11 protein-coding genes are annotated in these 13,996 nt (G+C 68.4%); 9 read left to right on the forward strand and 2 right to left on the reverse strand.

Translation table 11 applies throughout. The annotated features are described in order from the left end of the window. The first annotated feature begins 42 nt into the window (after positions 1–42). The 5 genes from Verru16B_RS00750 to Verru16B_RS00770 all read left to right on the forward strand — a co-directional run bounded on the left by Verru16B_RS00750 (position 43) and on the right by Verru16B_RS00770 (position 6,841). Positions 43–597, forward strand: coding sequence for a cob(I)yrinic acid a,c-diamide adenosyltransferase (locus Verru16B_RS00750; protein WP_069960497.1), 555 nt, complete (start codon positions 43–45; stop codon positions 595–597). Positions 598–649: 52 nt separating this feature from the next. After that, positions 650–1,273, forward strand: coding sequence for a DUF6580 family putative transport protein (locus Verru16B_RS00755; protein ID WP_083269993.1), 624 nt, complete (start codon positions 650–652; stop codon positions 1,271–1,273). Between the two features lie 206 nt (positions 1,274–1,479). Beyond that, the gene (locus Verru16B_RS00760) at positions 1,480–2,898 is read left to right on the forward strand and encodes a Gfo/Idh/MocA family protein (protein WP_083269994.1); all 1,419 of its coding nucleotides are present in this window, start codon (positions 1,480–1,482) and stop codon (positions 2,896–2,898) included. 271 nt (positions 2,899–3,169) lie between these two features. Further along, the gene (locus Verru16B_RS00765; protein ID WP_069960499.1) at positions 3,170–4,483 is read left to right on the forward strand and encodes a Gfo/Idh/MocA family protein; all 1,314 of its coding nucleotides are present in this window, start codon (positions 3,170–3,172) and stop codon (positions 4,481–4,483) included. Between the two features lie 198 nt (positions 4,484–4,681). After that, positions 4,682–6,841 carry a HEAT repeat domain-containing protein gene (locus Verru16B_RS00770; protein WP_069960500.1) on the forward strand — a complete coding sequence of 720 codons (2,160 nt, stop codon included), beginning with the start codon at positions 4,682–4,684 and terminating at the stop codon, positions 6,839–6,841. Between the two features lie 152 nt (positions 6,842–6,993). Here Verru16B_RS00770 and Verru16B_RS00775 read toward each other — a convergent pair whose 3' ends face one another. Both Verru16B_RS00775 and Verru16B_RS00780 read right to left on the reverse strand, forming a co-directional pair. Then, positions 6,994–8,529: a PhoH family protein gene (locus tag Verru16B_RS00775; RefSeq protein WP_069960501.1), complete on the reverse strand. Its 1,536-nt coding sequence runs from the start codon at positions 8,527–8,529 to the stop codon at positions 6,994–6,996. A 98-nt stretch (positions 8,530–8,627) separates the two neighbouring features. Further along, entirely contained in the window at positions 8,628–8,930 is a 303-nt protein-coding gene (locus Verru16B_RS00780) for a hypothetical protein (RefSeq protein ID WP_069960502.1), read from the reverse strand. 80 nt (positions 8,931–9,010) lie between these two features. On the opposite strand from Verru16B_RS00780, the gene Verru16B_RS00785 reads away from it, so the two are divergent. The 4 genes from Verru16B_RS00785 (at position 9,011) to Verru16B_RS00800 (ending at position 13,972) form a co-directional block, all read left to right on the forward strand. Then, complete coding sequence (locus tag Verru16B_RS00785) at positions 9,011–9,826, forward strand: hypothetical protein (protein ID WP_069960503.1); 816 nt, start codon at positions 9,011–9,013, stop codon at positions 9,824–9,826. Positions 9,827–9,964: 138 nt separating this feature from the next. Then, positions 9,965–11,086, forward strand: a complete 1,122-nt coding sequence (locus Verru16B_RS00790; RefSeq protein ID WP_069960504.1) for a DNA glycosylase AlkZ-like family protein — start codon at positions 9,965–9,967, stop codon at positions 11,084–11,086. A 145-nt stretch (positions 11,087–11,231) separates the two neighbouring features. Next, entirely contained in the window at positions 11,232–13,061 is a 1,830-nt protein-coding gene (gene recQ / locus Verru16B_RS00795; RefSeq protein WP_069960505.1) for a DNA helicase RecQ, read from the forward strand. 149 nt (positions 13,062–13,210) lie between these two features. Beyond that, complete coding sequence (locus Verru16B_RS00800; protein WP_069960506.1) at positions 13,211–13,972, forward strand: hypothetical protein; 762 nt, start codon at positions 13,211–13,213, stop codon at positions 13,970–13,972. Positions 13,973–13,996 lie beyond the last annotated feature (24 nt).

Here is a 13,996-nt window from a genome sequence, read left to right on the forward strand (position 1 = left end):
CCCTCCCCCTCCCTTTCACGCTCCACCCTCACTCTTTCTACCATGCCTTCCCCGTCCATCGCGACCCGCACGGGCGACGCCGGCACCACCAGCCTGCTCTACGGGCAGCGCGTGCCGAAGGACCACCCGCAAGTCGAGGCGGTAGGCACGCTGGATGAGTTCAATGTCGCCCTCGGCGTCGCCAAGTCCGCGCGCCCGCCCGGCTGCGCCGCCCCGGAGCTGGAGCGCATCCAGCACAACCTCATCGCCCTGATGGGCGAGGTGGCCTGCGCCGAGGAGGATGCCGCGCGCCACGCCGCCTCGGGCTTCGCCCGCCTCACCGAGGCCGATCTGGCCCGGCTGGACACGGCCGTCACGGCGCTGGAAGCCCGCGGCCTGCGCTTCGACGGCTGGGCCACCCCCGGGACCACCCCGTATGCCGCCGCGCTGGAAGTCGCCCGGACCACCGCCCGCCGCGCCGAGCGCCGCCTCGTCACCCTGGCCACTCACGGCCGGAATCTGCGCCCGCTCCTGCTCCAGTTTGTCAACCGGGCCTCCGATCTGCTCTGGCTCATGGCCCGCGAGGCCGAGAACGCCTGCGAACAGAATGACAAATAATGCCCGATTTTTCGTTTTGTCCCCCGCCCGCTTAGCCGGCTAGATCCCCGCTGTGCGCAACGCCGCCCTCATCCTCATCATCCTCGCCCTCGGCTATCGGCTTCTGCCGACCCTGGACATGGCTTGGGCCAACTTCCCGCCCCTGATGGCGCTCGCCTTCTGCGGCTCGGTCTATTTCCGCAACCGCTGGATGTGGCTCATCCCCTTCGCCGGCCTCTGCCTCACCGACCTGTACATCAACTGGTTTTACGCCCGCGAATACGGCTACCACTGGGAACTCAGCGGCTTCATTGCCCGCGCCGCCAGCTTCGGGCTCGCCCTGGGCCTCGGCACCTGGGTGTCGCGCCGCAAGTCCTGGCTCTGGCTGCTCAACGGCTCGCTCATCGGCGCCCTGGTTTTCTATTTCATCACCAACACGCAATCCTGGTTCTCCGATCCGTTCTACGCGAAGTCCCTCGCCGGCTGGTGGCAGGCCATGACCATCGGCCACCCCGAGTATCCGCCCACGATCTTCTTCTTCCGCAACACCCTCTTCGGCGACCTCATGTTCACTGGCATCTTCGCCGGCGTCATGGAGTGGCTGGCCAAGCGCGCCGAGGAACCGAGCCTCCTCGACCACGAGACCGAGGAGGCCGAGGACGAGGAAAAACCCGCGGAGGTCGAGGTGAAGGATTAAGGGTGGCACCCCAACCCATAGGGCTCCCAATTCTCACGCCGGCCACCGATCGCACCCGTGATCTCGTGGTTGGATTCTAACCTTACCCCATCGCCCCCCTGACATTCGTCTAGCGCTTCGGCCAGGAAAGGAGTTAACTTCACCCATTCCCCTGGTCAGTGCGATCCCGGTCACCCGCTTCGTCATCCCCCCAACGTTCATCCTCCATGTATCACCCCGCCCCCCAGAACCGCCGCGATTTCATTAAATTCTCCGCCCTGGCTGCCGCCCTCCTCGGCTTTGCCGGCTGCACGACCCTCCAGCGCAATCCGCGCAAACCCCGGCCGATCGCCGCGGGCGCCAAGATCCGCCTCGCCCAGATCGGCTGCGGCGGCAAGGGCTACAGCGATATCATGGCCCATGAGGACGAGGAAGTGGTCGCCCTTTGTGATATCGATTGGGTCGGTACGCCCAACCCCTGGGACACGAAGCCCGGCGAGGAACCCCTCTCGAACGTCAAGAAGCTCATCGCCCGGTTTCCCAACGCGAAACGCTACACGGATTACCGCAAGATGTTGCTCGAGATGGATGATCAGATCGACGCCGTCTGCGTCTCCACGCCGGACCACATGCACTTCCTGCCGGCCTACATGGCGATCCTGATGGGCAAACACGTTTACGTGCAGAAGCCGCTCACCCAAACCGTGGGCGAGGCGCGGGAATTGCTCCGGATCGCCCGCCTCACCGGCGTTTGCACCCAGATGGGCAACCAGGGCCACGCCGGCGAAGGCATTCGCCTCGTCAAGGAGTGGCACGACGCCGGCGTGATTGGCGACGTCCGCGAAGTCAACGTGTGGACCAATCGTCCGGTCTGGCCGCAGGGCATGCCCGCCTGGCCAAAGGCTGAGCCGGTGCCCGCCGGGCTTGATTGGGACTCCTTCCTCGGCCGCGCGCCGGACCGGCCCTTCAGCAGCGAGATTCACCCGTTCAAATGGCGCGGTTATGTCGACTACGGTTGCGGCGCCTTGGGCGACATGGCCTGCCACTTGATGGACGCCGCGTATTGGGGCTTGGATCTGGGCGCGCCGACCTCCGTCGAACTCAAAAAGATCGTCGGGGCGAGCCCGGTCGCCTTCCCCACGTCCGCCATCGTCGAGTATCAGTTCCCCGCTCGGGGCGGCAAACCGCCGGTTAAACTCACCTGGTATGAAGGCGGCTTGAAGCCGGAGAAACCGGCCCAGCTCGAGGCCAATCGCGAACTCGCGCAGGGCGGCCAGCTCATCGTCGGCAGCAAGGCGACCGTCTATGACGGCAACGACTACTGCAACAGCCCGCGCATCATCCCCGCGGAGCTCCATCGCACGATGGCGCCGAACTTCCCGCCGAAAACCATTCCCCGCGTCCCGCAGGGCAACCCGCACAAGGAGTGGACCGCCGCCATCCGCGCCGGCCAGCCCCAGGCGGCCGGTTCCAATTTCGAGTATTCCGTGCCGTTCACCGAAACGGTCTGCCTGGGTTCGCTGGCGATCCTCGTCGGCAAAAAATTCACCTGGGACGCGACCGCGATGAAGACCAGCCTGCCCGAAGCGGACCAGTTGCTCTATCCCACCTACCGCCCCGGCTGGAAGCCGGCGGAACTCGCCTAAGCGGATTGCCCGAAATCGTTTCGTCCACCTGCGCCGCGCAACGGATCCGCGCGAGGCGCAGGACCGCGGAGCGAACGCTCCCTCCCCGTGCGATCGCGGCTCCGGCCGGGAGCGCCACGGATGACCGCGCCGCACCCTGGTCACGCCGAGGGTGTACCCCGCGCGACAATGCGACTAAATCTTCTCGTCGCCCCGCTTGCTATCGCCCTCCGGACCGTCAAGCGTTCAACCCGTTCCGGGCCAGCCTCTACCCCGCCCCGGCCCTCTCCCTATGTCTACCCCGACCCCGGCCAACCCGGCTCTCCTCACCCGCCGCACCGCCCTCAAACACGGCCTCGCCGGCATCCTCGCCACCGGCTTCGCGCCGCTCCTCCTGCCATCCCGCCTCTTCGGCGCCTCGGCCCCGAGCAACCGGATCAATGTCGGCATCGTCGGCAACGGCCTGATCGCCACCAGCCACGTCGGCGCCCTCCTCGGCCGCGATGACTGCCAGATCACCGCCCTCTGCGACGTCTGGCGCACCAAGGCCGAGAAGATGCAAAAACGCATCCAGCAGGGCTACGCCGAGAACGCCGGCACCGCCGGGTTCAAGGGCGTCGACCTGCACGCCACCCACGAGGAACTCGTCGCCCGGCCCGACCTCGATGTCGTCTTCGTCACCACCCCCGACCACTGGCACGCCGCCGTCTCCATCGCCGCCATGCAGGCCGGCAAGGACGTCTATTGCGAGAAGCCCATGACGCTCACCGTCCGCGAGGGCCGCACCATGGTCAACATCGCCCGCCGCACCGGCCGCGTGCTCCAGACCGGCACGCAGCAGCGCTCCGAATCCGCCTTCCGCCGCGCCGCCACCATCGTCCGCAACGGCTGGATCGGCGACATCACCCTCATCCGCACCCGCCTCGGCAACTTCCCCGCCGCCACCGAACTCGCCGAGGAACCCATCCCGGCGGACTTCAACTACGACCGCTGGCTCGGGCCCACCCCGTGGCGCCCCTACAACGCCCAGCGCGTCCTCGGCAACTACGGCGGCGGCTGGCGCGTGTTTCTCGAGTACGGCTCCCGCAAGAACGGCGACTGGGGCGCCCATCACTTCGACATCATCCAGTGGGCGCTCGGCATGGACGCGTCCGGCCCCGTCGAGTTCATCCCCGCCGGCTTCGAGGGCTCGCCCTACCAGACGCACCGCTACGCCAACGGCGTCACCGTGCAGCGCGTCGATGGCAACCAGCCCGCCATGATCGAGTTCATCGGCACCAAGGGCACCGTCGGCGTGGGCCGCGACGACTACCTCGTCTGCAACCCCATCGCTCTCGCCACCCGCCCCGTGCGCGCCGACGAGGCCCACCTCTACGAGAGCAACGACCACCACACCGACTTCTTCAACTGCGTGCGGACGCGCCAGCGCCCGATCGCCGACGTCGAGATCGGCCACCGCTCCGCCACCGTCGGCCACCTCTGCGGCATCGCCCGCCAGCTCCGCCGGCCGTTGCGCTGGGACCCCGCCACGGAGGAGATCATCGGCGATCCCCTTGCCTCGCGTCTCCTCGACCGCCCTCGCCGCGCCCCGTACTCCCTCCTTTGATCCGCGCCCTCCCATGACGTCCTTCTCCCTCTCCTCCTTCGTTGGGCCCCGCGCGGCGCTCCTCGCCTCCCTCTTGCTGCTGGCCGGCTGCTCCAGCGACACCACCACCGGGTCCGCCCCGGCCGTGCCCGTCACCGGCGCGAAAGCCCCGGGGCCTTCGACGACGACGCGCGCCCGCCCACGGCCAACGAGGCGGCCGTGGCCGCCGCCGGTCGCGACCCCGCCAAACTCGCCGCCCTCGAGCGCAGCCTCACCGCGGTGTTGGTCGACCCGGCTTCGGCCACCGCCGTCGCCCAGGACGCCGCCCAGCAACTCGGCTATGTGGTTTTGGCCGGGACACCCGAGGCCTCCGCCGCCACGCTCGAGGCCGTCGCCCCGCTCTTCGCCGATGCCAGCCGCTTCGACTATGCCCGCCTCGTTCTCGACCGCGTGCCGGGCCCGCAGGTGGATGCGCTCTACCTCAAGGCCTTGGCTTCCGCCACCGGCCGCACCCGCCTGGGCCTGCTCGATGCCATTGGCACGCGCGGCATCACCGACGCCGTGCCGGCCCTCGCCGCCCTGCTCCAGAATGAGGATGCGGCCACGGCCGCCGCCGCCTCGCTGGCCCTCGCCCGCATCGGCGGGGCCGACGCCCTCGCAGCCCTCGCCCGCCATTCCGGAACCGCGACGCCGGCGTTCCTGAATTCCCGCCTCGTCTCCGCCGGCCTCGCCGACGCCCCCGTCGCCGCCCGCATCGCCACGGAAATCTACGGCAACACGTCCGCGCCCCTCGCCCAGCGCTCGGCCGCCCTCCGCACCCTGATCGCCGCCAACCCGGCCTCGGCCGTGGCCGAGATCCACGCCGCCCTCCTCGGCTCCGAGCCGGCCTTCCATGCCGTCGCCATCCAAGCGGTCGCCACCCTCCCCACCCCCGGCTCCGCCGCGGCCCTCGCCGACCGGCTCGGCGCCTACACCCCGACCGTCCAGGTCGCCCTGATCGCCGCCCTCGGCCAAAGCGGTGATGCCGGCGCGCTGCCGGGCCTGACCACCGCGCTGGCCTCACCGGAACCCGCCGTCCGCCTCGCCGCCCTCGCGGCCCTGGGCCTCCTGCCCGGCAACGTGGCGGTGGCCCAAAAACTCTCCGACCTGGCCCTCGGCCAAGGGGACGAGGCCAAGGCCGCGTTCGCCAGCCTCACCCGCCTGCATGGTCCGGCCATCGATGACTATTTCGCAGCCCGCGCCGCCGACACCGGTTTGTCCGCCGCCGCCCGCGCGGTCGCCATCCAGCAACTCGCCGCCCGCAACCAGACCGAGGCGCTGCCTTTCCTCTTCAGTCTGCGCGACAGCGGGGAGCCGGCCCTCCGGCTCGAGGTGCTCGACGCCCTGCGCCTCATCGCCCCGCCCGCGGAGCAACCCGCCCTGATTGCTTGGGCCCTCGGGGCCCAACCCAAGGCCGAGCAAACCCGCGCCGTCCGCGCGCTCATCACCACCATCCTGCGCGCCGATGACGCCGAGACCCGCGCCGCCCCCGTCGTCGCCGCCCTCAAGACCGGCGATGCCGCGGCGCGCCTGACCCTGCTCCCCGTGCTCTCGCGCATCGCCGGCCAGACCGCTCTCACCAGCGCCGGCTCGCTGGCCCTCAGTGAAGACGAGGCCGTGGCCGCCGCCGCGACCGCCGAACTCGCGCGCTGGCCCGACGCCACCGCGCTGCCCGTGCTCGTCTCCGTCGCGGTCGGCACCACGCAGACTTCCATTCGCAACGCCGCCGCCGCGGGCGCCGCCCGCTTCCTCACCCAGGCCACCGGCCCGGCCCGCGACCGCCGCTCCACCCAGGCCCGCGCGCTTCTCGAGCTTTCCCTCGAACTGCCGGCCCGGCTCGCCCTGATCCATGTGCTCAGCCTCTGCGCCGACGAGGCCAGCCTCGCCAGCGCGCGCGGTTTCCTCGCCGATCCCGCCACCGCCGCCGTCGCGCAGGATGCCGTGGACGCGATCGTTTCCACCCTCGCCGGCCCGCCCGTGGTGACGTCGTCCGCGACTATGGAAGACCCGGCCGTCATGGCCGATGGCAACGCCACCACGTTCTGGCAGGTGCCGGCCAACGAGGCCGGGACCTGGATCCGCGCCGACCTGCACAGCGCCCGCCCCGTGCGGAAGATCTTCCTCGACCACCGCGGCCGCGGCTGGGGCTATCCCGGTAAGTTCAACGTGCAGGTCTCCGACAACCCCGACCAGCCCGGCGAGCCCGTCTTCTCGACCGAGGGCGAGCGCAGCGAGACCGTGGTCGTGCTGCCCGCCGGCCTCCGCGGCCGTTACGTCTGGCTCCGCCTCACCGGCGGCCGCGACGCCCCCCTCGCCATCAGCGAGCTCCGGGTGGAGTGAGGAACCGCTTCCTGGCTAGGAAGGATCGGCTGTAGGGCGGGGTCGCCGACTGCGTCAGCCATTGGCTTGGCGACGGCTGAACCCCGCCTCGAACGCGGCATGCTGATCAGACAAAGGCGGGATTTGGAAATCCCGCCCTACACAATAGCGGCTTACAGCAGATCCGCCGCGAGCTCGGCGAGCTTCGAGCGCTCGCCCTTCGACAGCTTCACGTGCGCCGCGAGGGCATGGCCCTTCATCCGGTTGTGGCAGTAGACCAGCCCGTTGCTGCGCGAGTCCACGTAGGGATTGTCGATCTGCGCCGGATCACCGATCAGCACGAGCTTCGAGCTCTCGGCGATGCGGGTGATCACGGTCTTGACCTCGTGCGGCGTGAGTTGCTGCGCCTCGTCCAGGATGAAAAAGCGGCGGGCGATCGAGCGGCCGCGGATGAAGCACAGCGCCTCGATCTCCACGACGCCGTTCTTGATCAGGCGCTCGTACGGCTTCATCAGCGGGGCCCCGCTGCCGTTGCCGCCGCCGTGGGACGGCTGGGCCGACGTCATCATCGCCATCGTGTCGTCGTGCTTCTTCTTTTTCTTGGCGGTCTTCTTGCTGGCAAACTGGGGCTCCTTCTGCGGCTTCGAGGGCATCAGCACCTCGAGTGCGTCATGGTACGGCTGCAGCCACGGCTTCATCTTCTCCTCGAGCGTGCCGGGGAGAAAGCCGATGTCCTTGCCGAGCGCGATGACCGGGCGGGAGATGGATAGGCCGTCGTAGCGCGAGCGCTCGTCGGTCGTCTGGAACAGCGCGCAGGCCGTGGAAAGCAGGGTCTTGCCCGTGCCCGCCTTGCCGAAACAGGTGACGAGCGAGATGCTGTCATCCATCAGCGCGTCCACGAAGAACTGCTGCTCAAGGTTGCGCGGCCGGATCGGGATGCCACCGGGCGCCTTCACGAAATCGGGGAGCTGCAGGCGGCGTACCGTGTTGGCGCCGTAGTAACGCGCGGGCATCGTCTTGCCCTCGGGCGTCATGAGCAGGACGTATTCGTTCAGGAAAAGCCGCTTCCCCGTGTCCTCGCCGATCTCCAACTCGCCCTCGGAGCAGAAGCGCTGCATGTCGTACACATCGAGCGTGATGGTCTGGTAGGAATCGTCGTCGCTGACCGCCTCGGGCACCTTGTCGTTGAGGTAGTCCTCGGCCTCGAGGCCGACGGCGCGCGCCTTGAGCTGCACGTTGACGTCCTTCGTCACCAGGATCGTCGGCGGCGGGTAGGTTTCCTGCACGAAGAGCGCGGCCGCGATGATGCGGTTGTCCTTCTTGGTGAAGTCCGAGACCACCGCCCGCAGCCGCTGCATCGCGGGCGACGACCAGTTGTTCTCGACGAGGTAGCGGTTGATGATGACGGACAGCGTGCCCCCGTTGGGCAGCTTCACGCCCTCATGCATGGAGCGCGAGTCCGGCAGGAGCTCCTGCAGGATGCGGTGCACGCGGCGGGCATTGCGGCCGCGCTCGGTGGACTGCTCGCCCTTGATGGCGTCGAGTTCCTCGAGCACCTCCACGGGTATCGCGAGGTTGTTGTCCTCAAATTTGAAGATCGATTGCGGGTCGTGCAGCAGGACGTTCGTATCGAGAACGTAGGTCTTGGCTCTAACCTCTACGTGGTGCGGCGCCGGCGTGAAATGGACCGAGCTGGTGGTGTTTTCCATCGAGTGGATAACTTGTGAATAACCCATGCATCCACTTGGTCGCTTTGTAAATGCAGTAATTGCAAAATTGTGAAAACTTCTGGTGACGGCCCCCACCATTAGCGCGACGCCGGTGGTTTTCGCGGTTTCACCGGCGGTCCCCAGAGGCGGATCACATGCTCGGCGAGGTTGAGCAAACTCACCCGCCCCAGATCCTCCAGCCGCAGCGCCCGCAGCGTCGGCACATGCGCGCTGCGCTCACCGAGGTACTCCCACAATTCCCGCTCCAATCCGCGCGCCAGCTCCACCGGCGCCACCGCCCCGCGCGTCAGGTCCGCGACCTTGCCCTGCCAGTGCCGACGCTCGTCCGGCGCCCGGTCCCAATAGTCAAAGATGGCTTGTTCATAACGGTTAAGGCTCATGGGGCGGTTAAGGGCGGCATTGCTTTTGAACTAACTCCTGCTAGGGCTGTCCGAGCACACAACCCAACCCCTCTCCCTCCATGTGGCAAAAGCTAAAAGACCAGATTCCTGCAATCATCCTCACCGCCGTCCTGATCCTGGGCGTCGCTTTCTGGTTCAACCAGAAGACCGCCGCTGAGATGGCGGCCCGGCAGCAGGCCGAGATCGCCCAACTCCGGGAGCAGACCAACGCCGAGATGAAGGCCTCCGCTGATGAGACCCGCCGCCATATCGAGTCCGTCAACCAGCTCCTCAAGGACGCCATTTCCAAGCGCGCCGCCGACGTCTTCATGACCGAGGAGGAGGTCGCCAAGCTTAACGCCGAGAAGGTCGACGCCCTCGCCGAGGCCATCGCCAAGAAGGTCCAGCCCTACAACCCGTTGCCGAAGAGCCCCGAGGAGGCCGAACAGCTGCAGAACGAGCAGGTCGACAAGGTTTCCGGCCGCATGGCCGAGAAGATCCAGCCCATCCTCGCCGAGATGGCCGCCGACCAGAACCTCACCCGCGAATCCATCCAGGCCTACAGCCAGCGCGTCTCCGACCAGATCTCCGGCGTCCTGACCTCCGAGATGTCCCGCAACCAGGAGCTCAACACCCAGCTCCTCTCCTCGCAGGCCGTCGCCCAGGACGCGATGAAGCTCTCCCACGAGATCACCGCCCTCTACCTCAGCAGCTTCAAGGACCAGGGCCTTGTGACCCGCATCCTCTCCCTCCCGGCCAACATCGTGCGTGACGCCGCCAACATGAGCATCGTCAACAGCACCGAGCGCAAGAAGATGGAAGAGCGCCTCATCTCCGAGATGAACACCCTCGACCGTCGCCTCGGCGAGATCCAGGCCAACGCCCCGACGAAGTAACCGGCCCCTTTGGTATTAATCCGGCCGCGCCTGGCAGGGCGCGGCCTTTTTTTGCCCGGTTGAGCCGACCCCGAGTTTGCACACCCCGTCCCGCCTTTTCATGCTTTGCGTGTTTTTCCCGGCCGCCACAGTCGCCGCATGACGCCCCTGCGCCTCGACCCCCTCACCGCCCGCCGCTTCCAGCGCCGGGCGTTGCTGCTCGACGCGCCGGCCCCGGATGTCGCCACCGCCCTCGCCCACCACGGCTACATCCAGATCGACCCGATCAATGTCTGCGGCCGGATGCACGACCTCATCCTGCGCAACCGCGTGCACGCCTACCCCGAGGGCGGCCTCATGCGCCACCTCCACGGCGGCGATTCCCTCCTGCCCGCGGCCCAACGCACCGCCTTCGAACACCACCTCCCCGCCACCGGGATCCTGGTCGCCTTCACCACCGACGCCTGGCCTCACCTGCAGGCCGCGATGCGCGAACGCACGCGCCGCTCCAGTGCGTGGTCGGGCCGCCTGACCCCCAAACAAAAAGCCCTCGCCCCGCATCTCCTCGCCGAGATCGCCGCGCGCGGGCCGCTCAGTTCCGAGGATTTCGCCGACACCGGGCGCTCCCGCTCCGTCTGGGGCGCCGCCACCGTCGCCAAGGCCACGCTCCAAAAACTCTTCTTCCACGGCCGCCTCCTCATCGCCCGCCGCGGCGAGGGCAACCGCCGCTACTACGACCTGCCCGAGCGCGTCCTGCCCGCCCCAATCCTGGCCGCCCCCGCTCCGACCCCGGCGGAATCCGCCCGCTGGGAAGTCCTGCTCAAACTCCGCCAACGCCGCCTCACCGCTCTTAAACGCACCGAGCTGCCCGCCGTCGCCGACCTCGTCCAACCCATCACCGTCGAAGGCTGTCCGCCCCTCTACTGCCTCAAATCCGACCTCCCCCTGCTGGCCGAGATCTCAAATCTGAAATCTCAAATTTCCAATGAGCCGCCCGCCGTGCTGCTCCTCGCGCCGCTCGATCCTCTCATCTACGACCGCCGCGTCACCGCCGCCCTCTGGAACTTCACCTACACCTGGGAGGTGTACGTCCCGCCCGCGAAACGCACCCGGGGCTACTATGCCCTCCCCGTCCTCGCCGGCACCGCCCTCGTCGGCCACGTCGACCCCAAGGCCGATCGCGCCGCCCGCCGCCTCCGCATCGTCTCCCGCTCCGCCCCGCGCCGCCACCCGCTCACCGCCACCGTCCGCGCCTTCGCCCGCTGGCTCGGCCTGCGCTGATGCCTGCCCGACTGGAGCCGGGACGCCCTCGTCCCGGTGGCCTTGAGATCGTGGAGGGGGCTTTCGCTCCCTCTTTTCAGGCGGAAATATATTTTCCCGCTGCAGCCTTGCCCGGCGCAAACTCCGCCCACCACACTGACCCTTCGTGGACGATCTTCTCCTCACCCTCAAAACCACCTTCGGGTACGCCAGCTTCCACCCGTTGCAGCGCGAGATCATCGAAACCTCCCTCGACGGGCGCGATGTCTTCGCCCTCCTGCCCACCGGCGGCGGCAAATCCCTCTGCTTCCAGCTGCCCGCCCTGCACCGCCCCGGCCTGACCATCGTCGTCTCGCCGCTCATCGCCCTGATGAAGGACCAGGTCGACCAGCTCCAGGCCGCCGGCGTCGCCGCCACCTTCCTCAATTCCTCCCTCGATGCCGACGAGTCCCGCTCCCGCCTTCGCGGGCTCCACCGCGGCGAGTTCCGCTTGCTCTACGTCGCGCCCGAGCGCCTCCTCCTCGACAACTGGCAGGAGAACCTGAAGGCCTGGAACATCGCCGCGCTCGCCATCGACGAGGCCCACTGTGTCTCCGAATGGGGCCACGACTTCCGCCCCGAGTACCGCCAGATCGCCAAGCTCCGCGACTTCCTGCCCGACGTCCCGGTCATGGCCCTCACCGCCACCGCGACCGACCGTGTGCGCGCCGATATCGTCAAGCAGCTCAAGCTCCGCGACCCGGCCACCTTCGTCGCCAGCTTCAACCGCCCCAACCTCTCCTACAAGGTCATCCCCAAGGACCAGCCCGCGAAGCAGATCATCAATTTTGTCCGCACCCGCGAGCACGAGAGCGGCATCATCTACTGCGCCAGCCGCGCCACCGCCGAGCGCGTGGCCGAGTCCCTCGCCGGCCGCGGCTTCCTCGCGCGCCCCTACCACGCCGGCCTAGACGCCGCCGAGCGCTCCCGCAACCAGGAGCTCTTCCTCCGCGACGAGTGCCGCATCATCTGCGCGACCATCGCGTTCGGCATGGGCATCAACAAGCCCAACGTCCGCTGGGTCATCCACCACGACCTGCCCAAGAACATCGAGGGCTACTACCAGGAAACCGGCCGCGCCGGGCGCGATGGCCTGCCCGGGGACTGCCTGCTGCTCTTCAGCGCCGGCGACATCGCCAAGCAGACCCACTTCCTCGCCGAAATCACCGACGAGCACGAGCAGGCCGTCGCCCGCGCCCAGCTCCGCCAGATCGTGCACTACGCCGAGAGCGCCGGCTGCCGCCGCGCCGAGCTGCTGTACTACTTCGGCGAGAAATTCCCCCTCGATAATTGCGGCGCCTGCGACAACTGCCTCGAGCCCCGCGAGACCTACGACGGCACCGTTGTCGCCCAGAAGTTCCTCTCCTGCGTCTACCGCATCGCGCAAAATTCCAATTTCAGCGTCGGCCTGAACCATATCATCGAGGTCCTCACCGGCGCCGACACCGAGAAGATCACCCGCTGGGGCCACGACCGCCTCACCACCTACGGCATCGGCCGCGACCTCCCCCGCCCGGCCTGGGCCGCCATCGGCCGCGAGCTGATGCGCCTCGGCTACCTCACCGTCGCCGAGGGCGAGTTCGCCACGCTCGAACTCACACCCGAAGGCCGCGAGGTGCTCCGCTCCCGCGCCCCCATCACACTCACCAAGCCCATGGACCTGCCCAAGGCGAAGCGCGTCACCCGCCGCGAGGGCGACATCGCCTGCGACGAGATCCTCTTCGAGGCCCTCCGCGCCCTGCGCAAGCGCCTCGCCGACGATCGCAAGGTCCCCGCCTACGTCATCTTTGGCGACGCCACCCTCCGCGAGATGGCCCGCCGCTACCCGACCCGCGTCAGCGAGATGGACGGCATCACTGGTGTCGGCGAAAAGAAGCGCGCCGAGTTCGGGGCGATCTTCGCCGAGGCCGTGTCCGCCTACCTCCAGACCAATTCCAAGATCCAGTTCAACGACTGAACCTTCCGGCCGATCCAAGGTGGCACCCGACCTCCGGGCGGGTTGTTGAGCGCACGTCGACCCAACCTGCCCCGATTGATCGACCGCCCCCCGCCATCTCACTCCGTCAATTGCGTTGCGCCGCACCGCTTGCCCCCGTCTCCTGCCCCATGTCCTTCGCCTCCGCCCGTCGTCTGCCGGAAAATGCCGGTCTCGCCTATATTGGCGAACGCGTGGCGCGCGGCCTCTCCATCCCCGACGCGATGGCCGATCGCATGCTACGCACCCCCAACCGCAACGGCCGGCCCAATGCCGATGTCGTCCGGCAGATTATCGGGGTCGCCGTCCGGCACCGCCTCAACCGCCACTGGCAGGTCGATTTTCCCTCGCACATGGGCGAGGCCGAGGCCGCCTGCTACGAGCACCCCTACCACCACCTCCACCGCACCCTGCGGCCCGACCGCGACGGCTGGTGGGTCAACCCGCACGCCGACAGCCGCCTGCGCGCCGCCCTCACCCGGCGGGAACGCTTCCTCGCCACGCCGTTCGGCGCCAGCCCGCCGGAGTTCACCTGGTTCGAAAGCGCCGTGATTCCCGACGACACCCTGCTGGCCGTCGCCCGGGACGATGATTTTACCCACGGTATCCTTCAATCGCGCGCCTTCGTGCTTTGGTGGCAGGAGGTCCACTCGCGACGCACGCCGACGCTCGCCGTCGATTCCTTCCCCTTCCCCTGGCCGCCGGCCACCGAGCTCAACGCCCTGACCGCAGCCCAGGAGGAGCAGCGCCACGCCATCGCCCGCGCCGCCCGCGCCCCGGACTTTGATGCGCTCAACGCCGCCGTTGCCGCCGCCTACGGCTGGCCCGCCGATCTCGACGATGCCGCCCTGCTGGAAAAACTCACCGACCTGAACCGCACCCGCGGCGGCTGATCGTGAATTTTGTAGGGCGGGATC

It is taken from the genome of Lacunisphaera limnophila, assembly GCF_001746835.1.
GTDB lineage: Bacteria > Verrucomicrobiota > Verrucomicrobiia > Opitutales > Opitutaceae > Lacunisphaera > Lacunisphaera limnophila.

What these genes read in the sequence shown, in the direction of transcription:
- Verru16B_RS00750 (WP_069960497.1), top strand. Translation starts at nt 43, where the DNA reads ATGCCTTCCCCGTCCATCGCGACCCGCACGGGCGACGCCGGCACCACC.
- Verru16B_RS00760 (WP_083269994.1), top strand. Translation starts at nt 1,480, where the DNA reads ATGTATCACCCCGCCCCCCAGAACCGCCGCGATTTCATTAAATTCTCC.
- Verru16B_RS00765 (WP_069960499.1), top strand. Translation starts at nt 3,170, where the DNA reads ATGTCTACCCCGACCCCGGCCAACCCGGCTCTCCTCACCCGCCGCACC.
- Verru16B_RS00775 (WP_069960501.1), bottom strand. Translation starts at nt 8,529, where the DNA reads ATGGAAAACACCACCAGCTCGGTCCATTTCACGCCGGCGCCGCACCAC.
- Verru16B_RS00780 (WP_069960502.1), bottom strand. Translation starts at nt 8,930, where the DNA reads ATGAGCCTTAACCGTTATGAACAAGCCATCTTTGACTATTGGGACCGG.
- Verru16B_RS00785 (WP_069960503.1), top strand. Translation starts at nt 9,011, where the DNA reads ATGTGGCAAAAGCTAAAAGACCAGATTCCTGCAATCATCCTCACCGCC.
- Verru16B_RS00790 (WP_069960504.1), top strand. Translation starts at nt 9,965, where the DNA reads ATGACGCCCCTGCGCCTCGACCCCCTCACCGCCCGCCGCTTCCAGCGC.
- Verru16B_RS00800 (WP_069960506.1), top strand. Translation starts at nt 13,211, where the DNA reads ATGTCCTTCGCCTCCGCCCGTCGTCTGCCGGAAAATGCCGGTCTCGCC.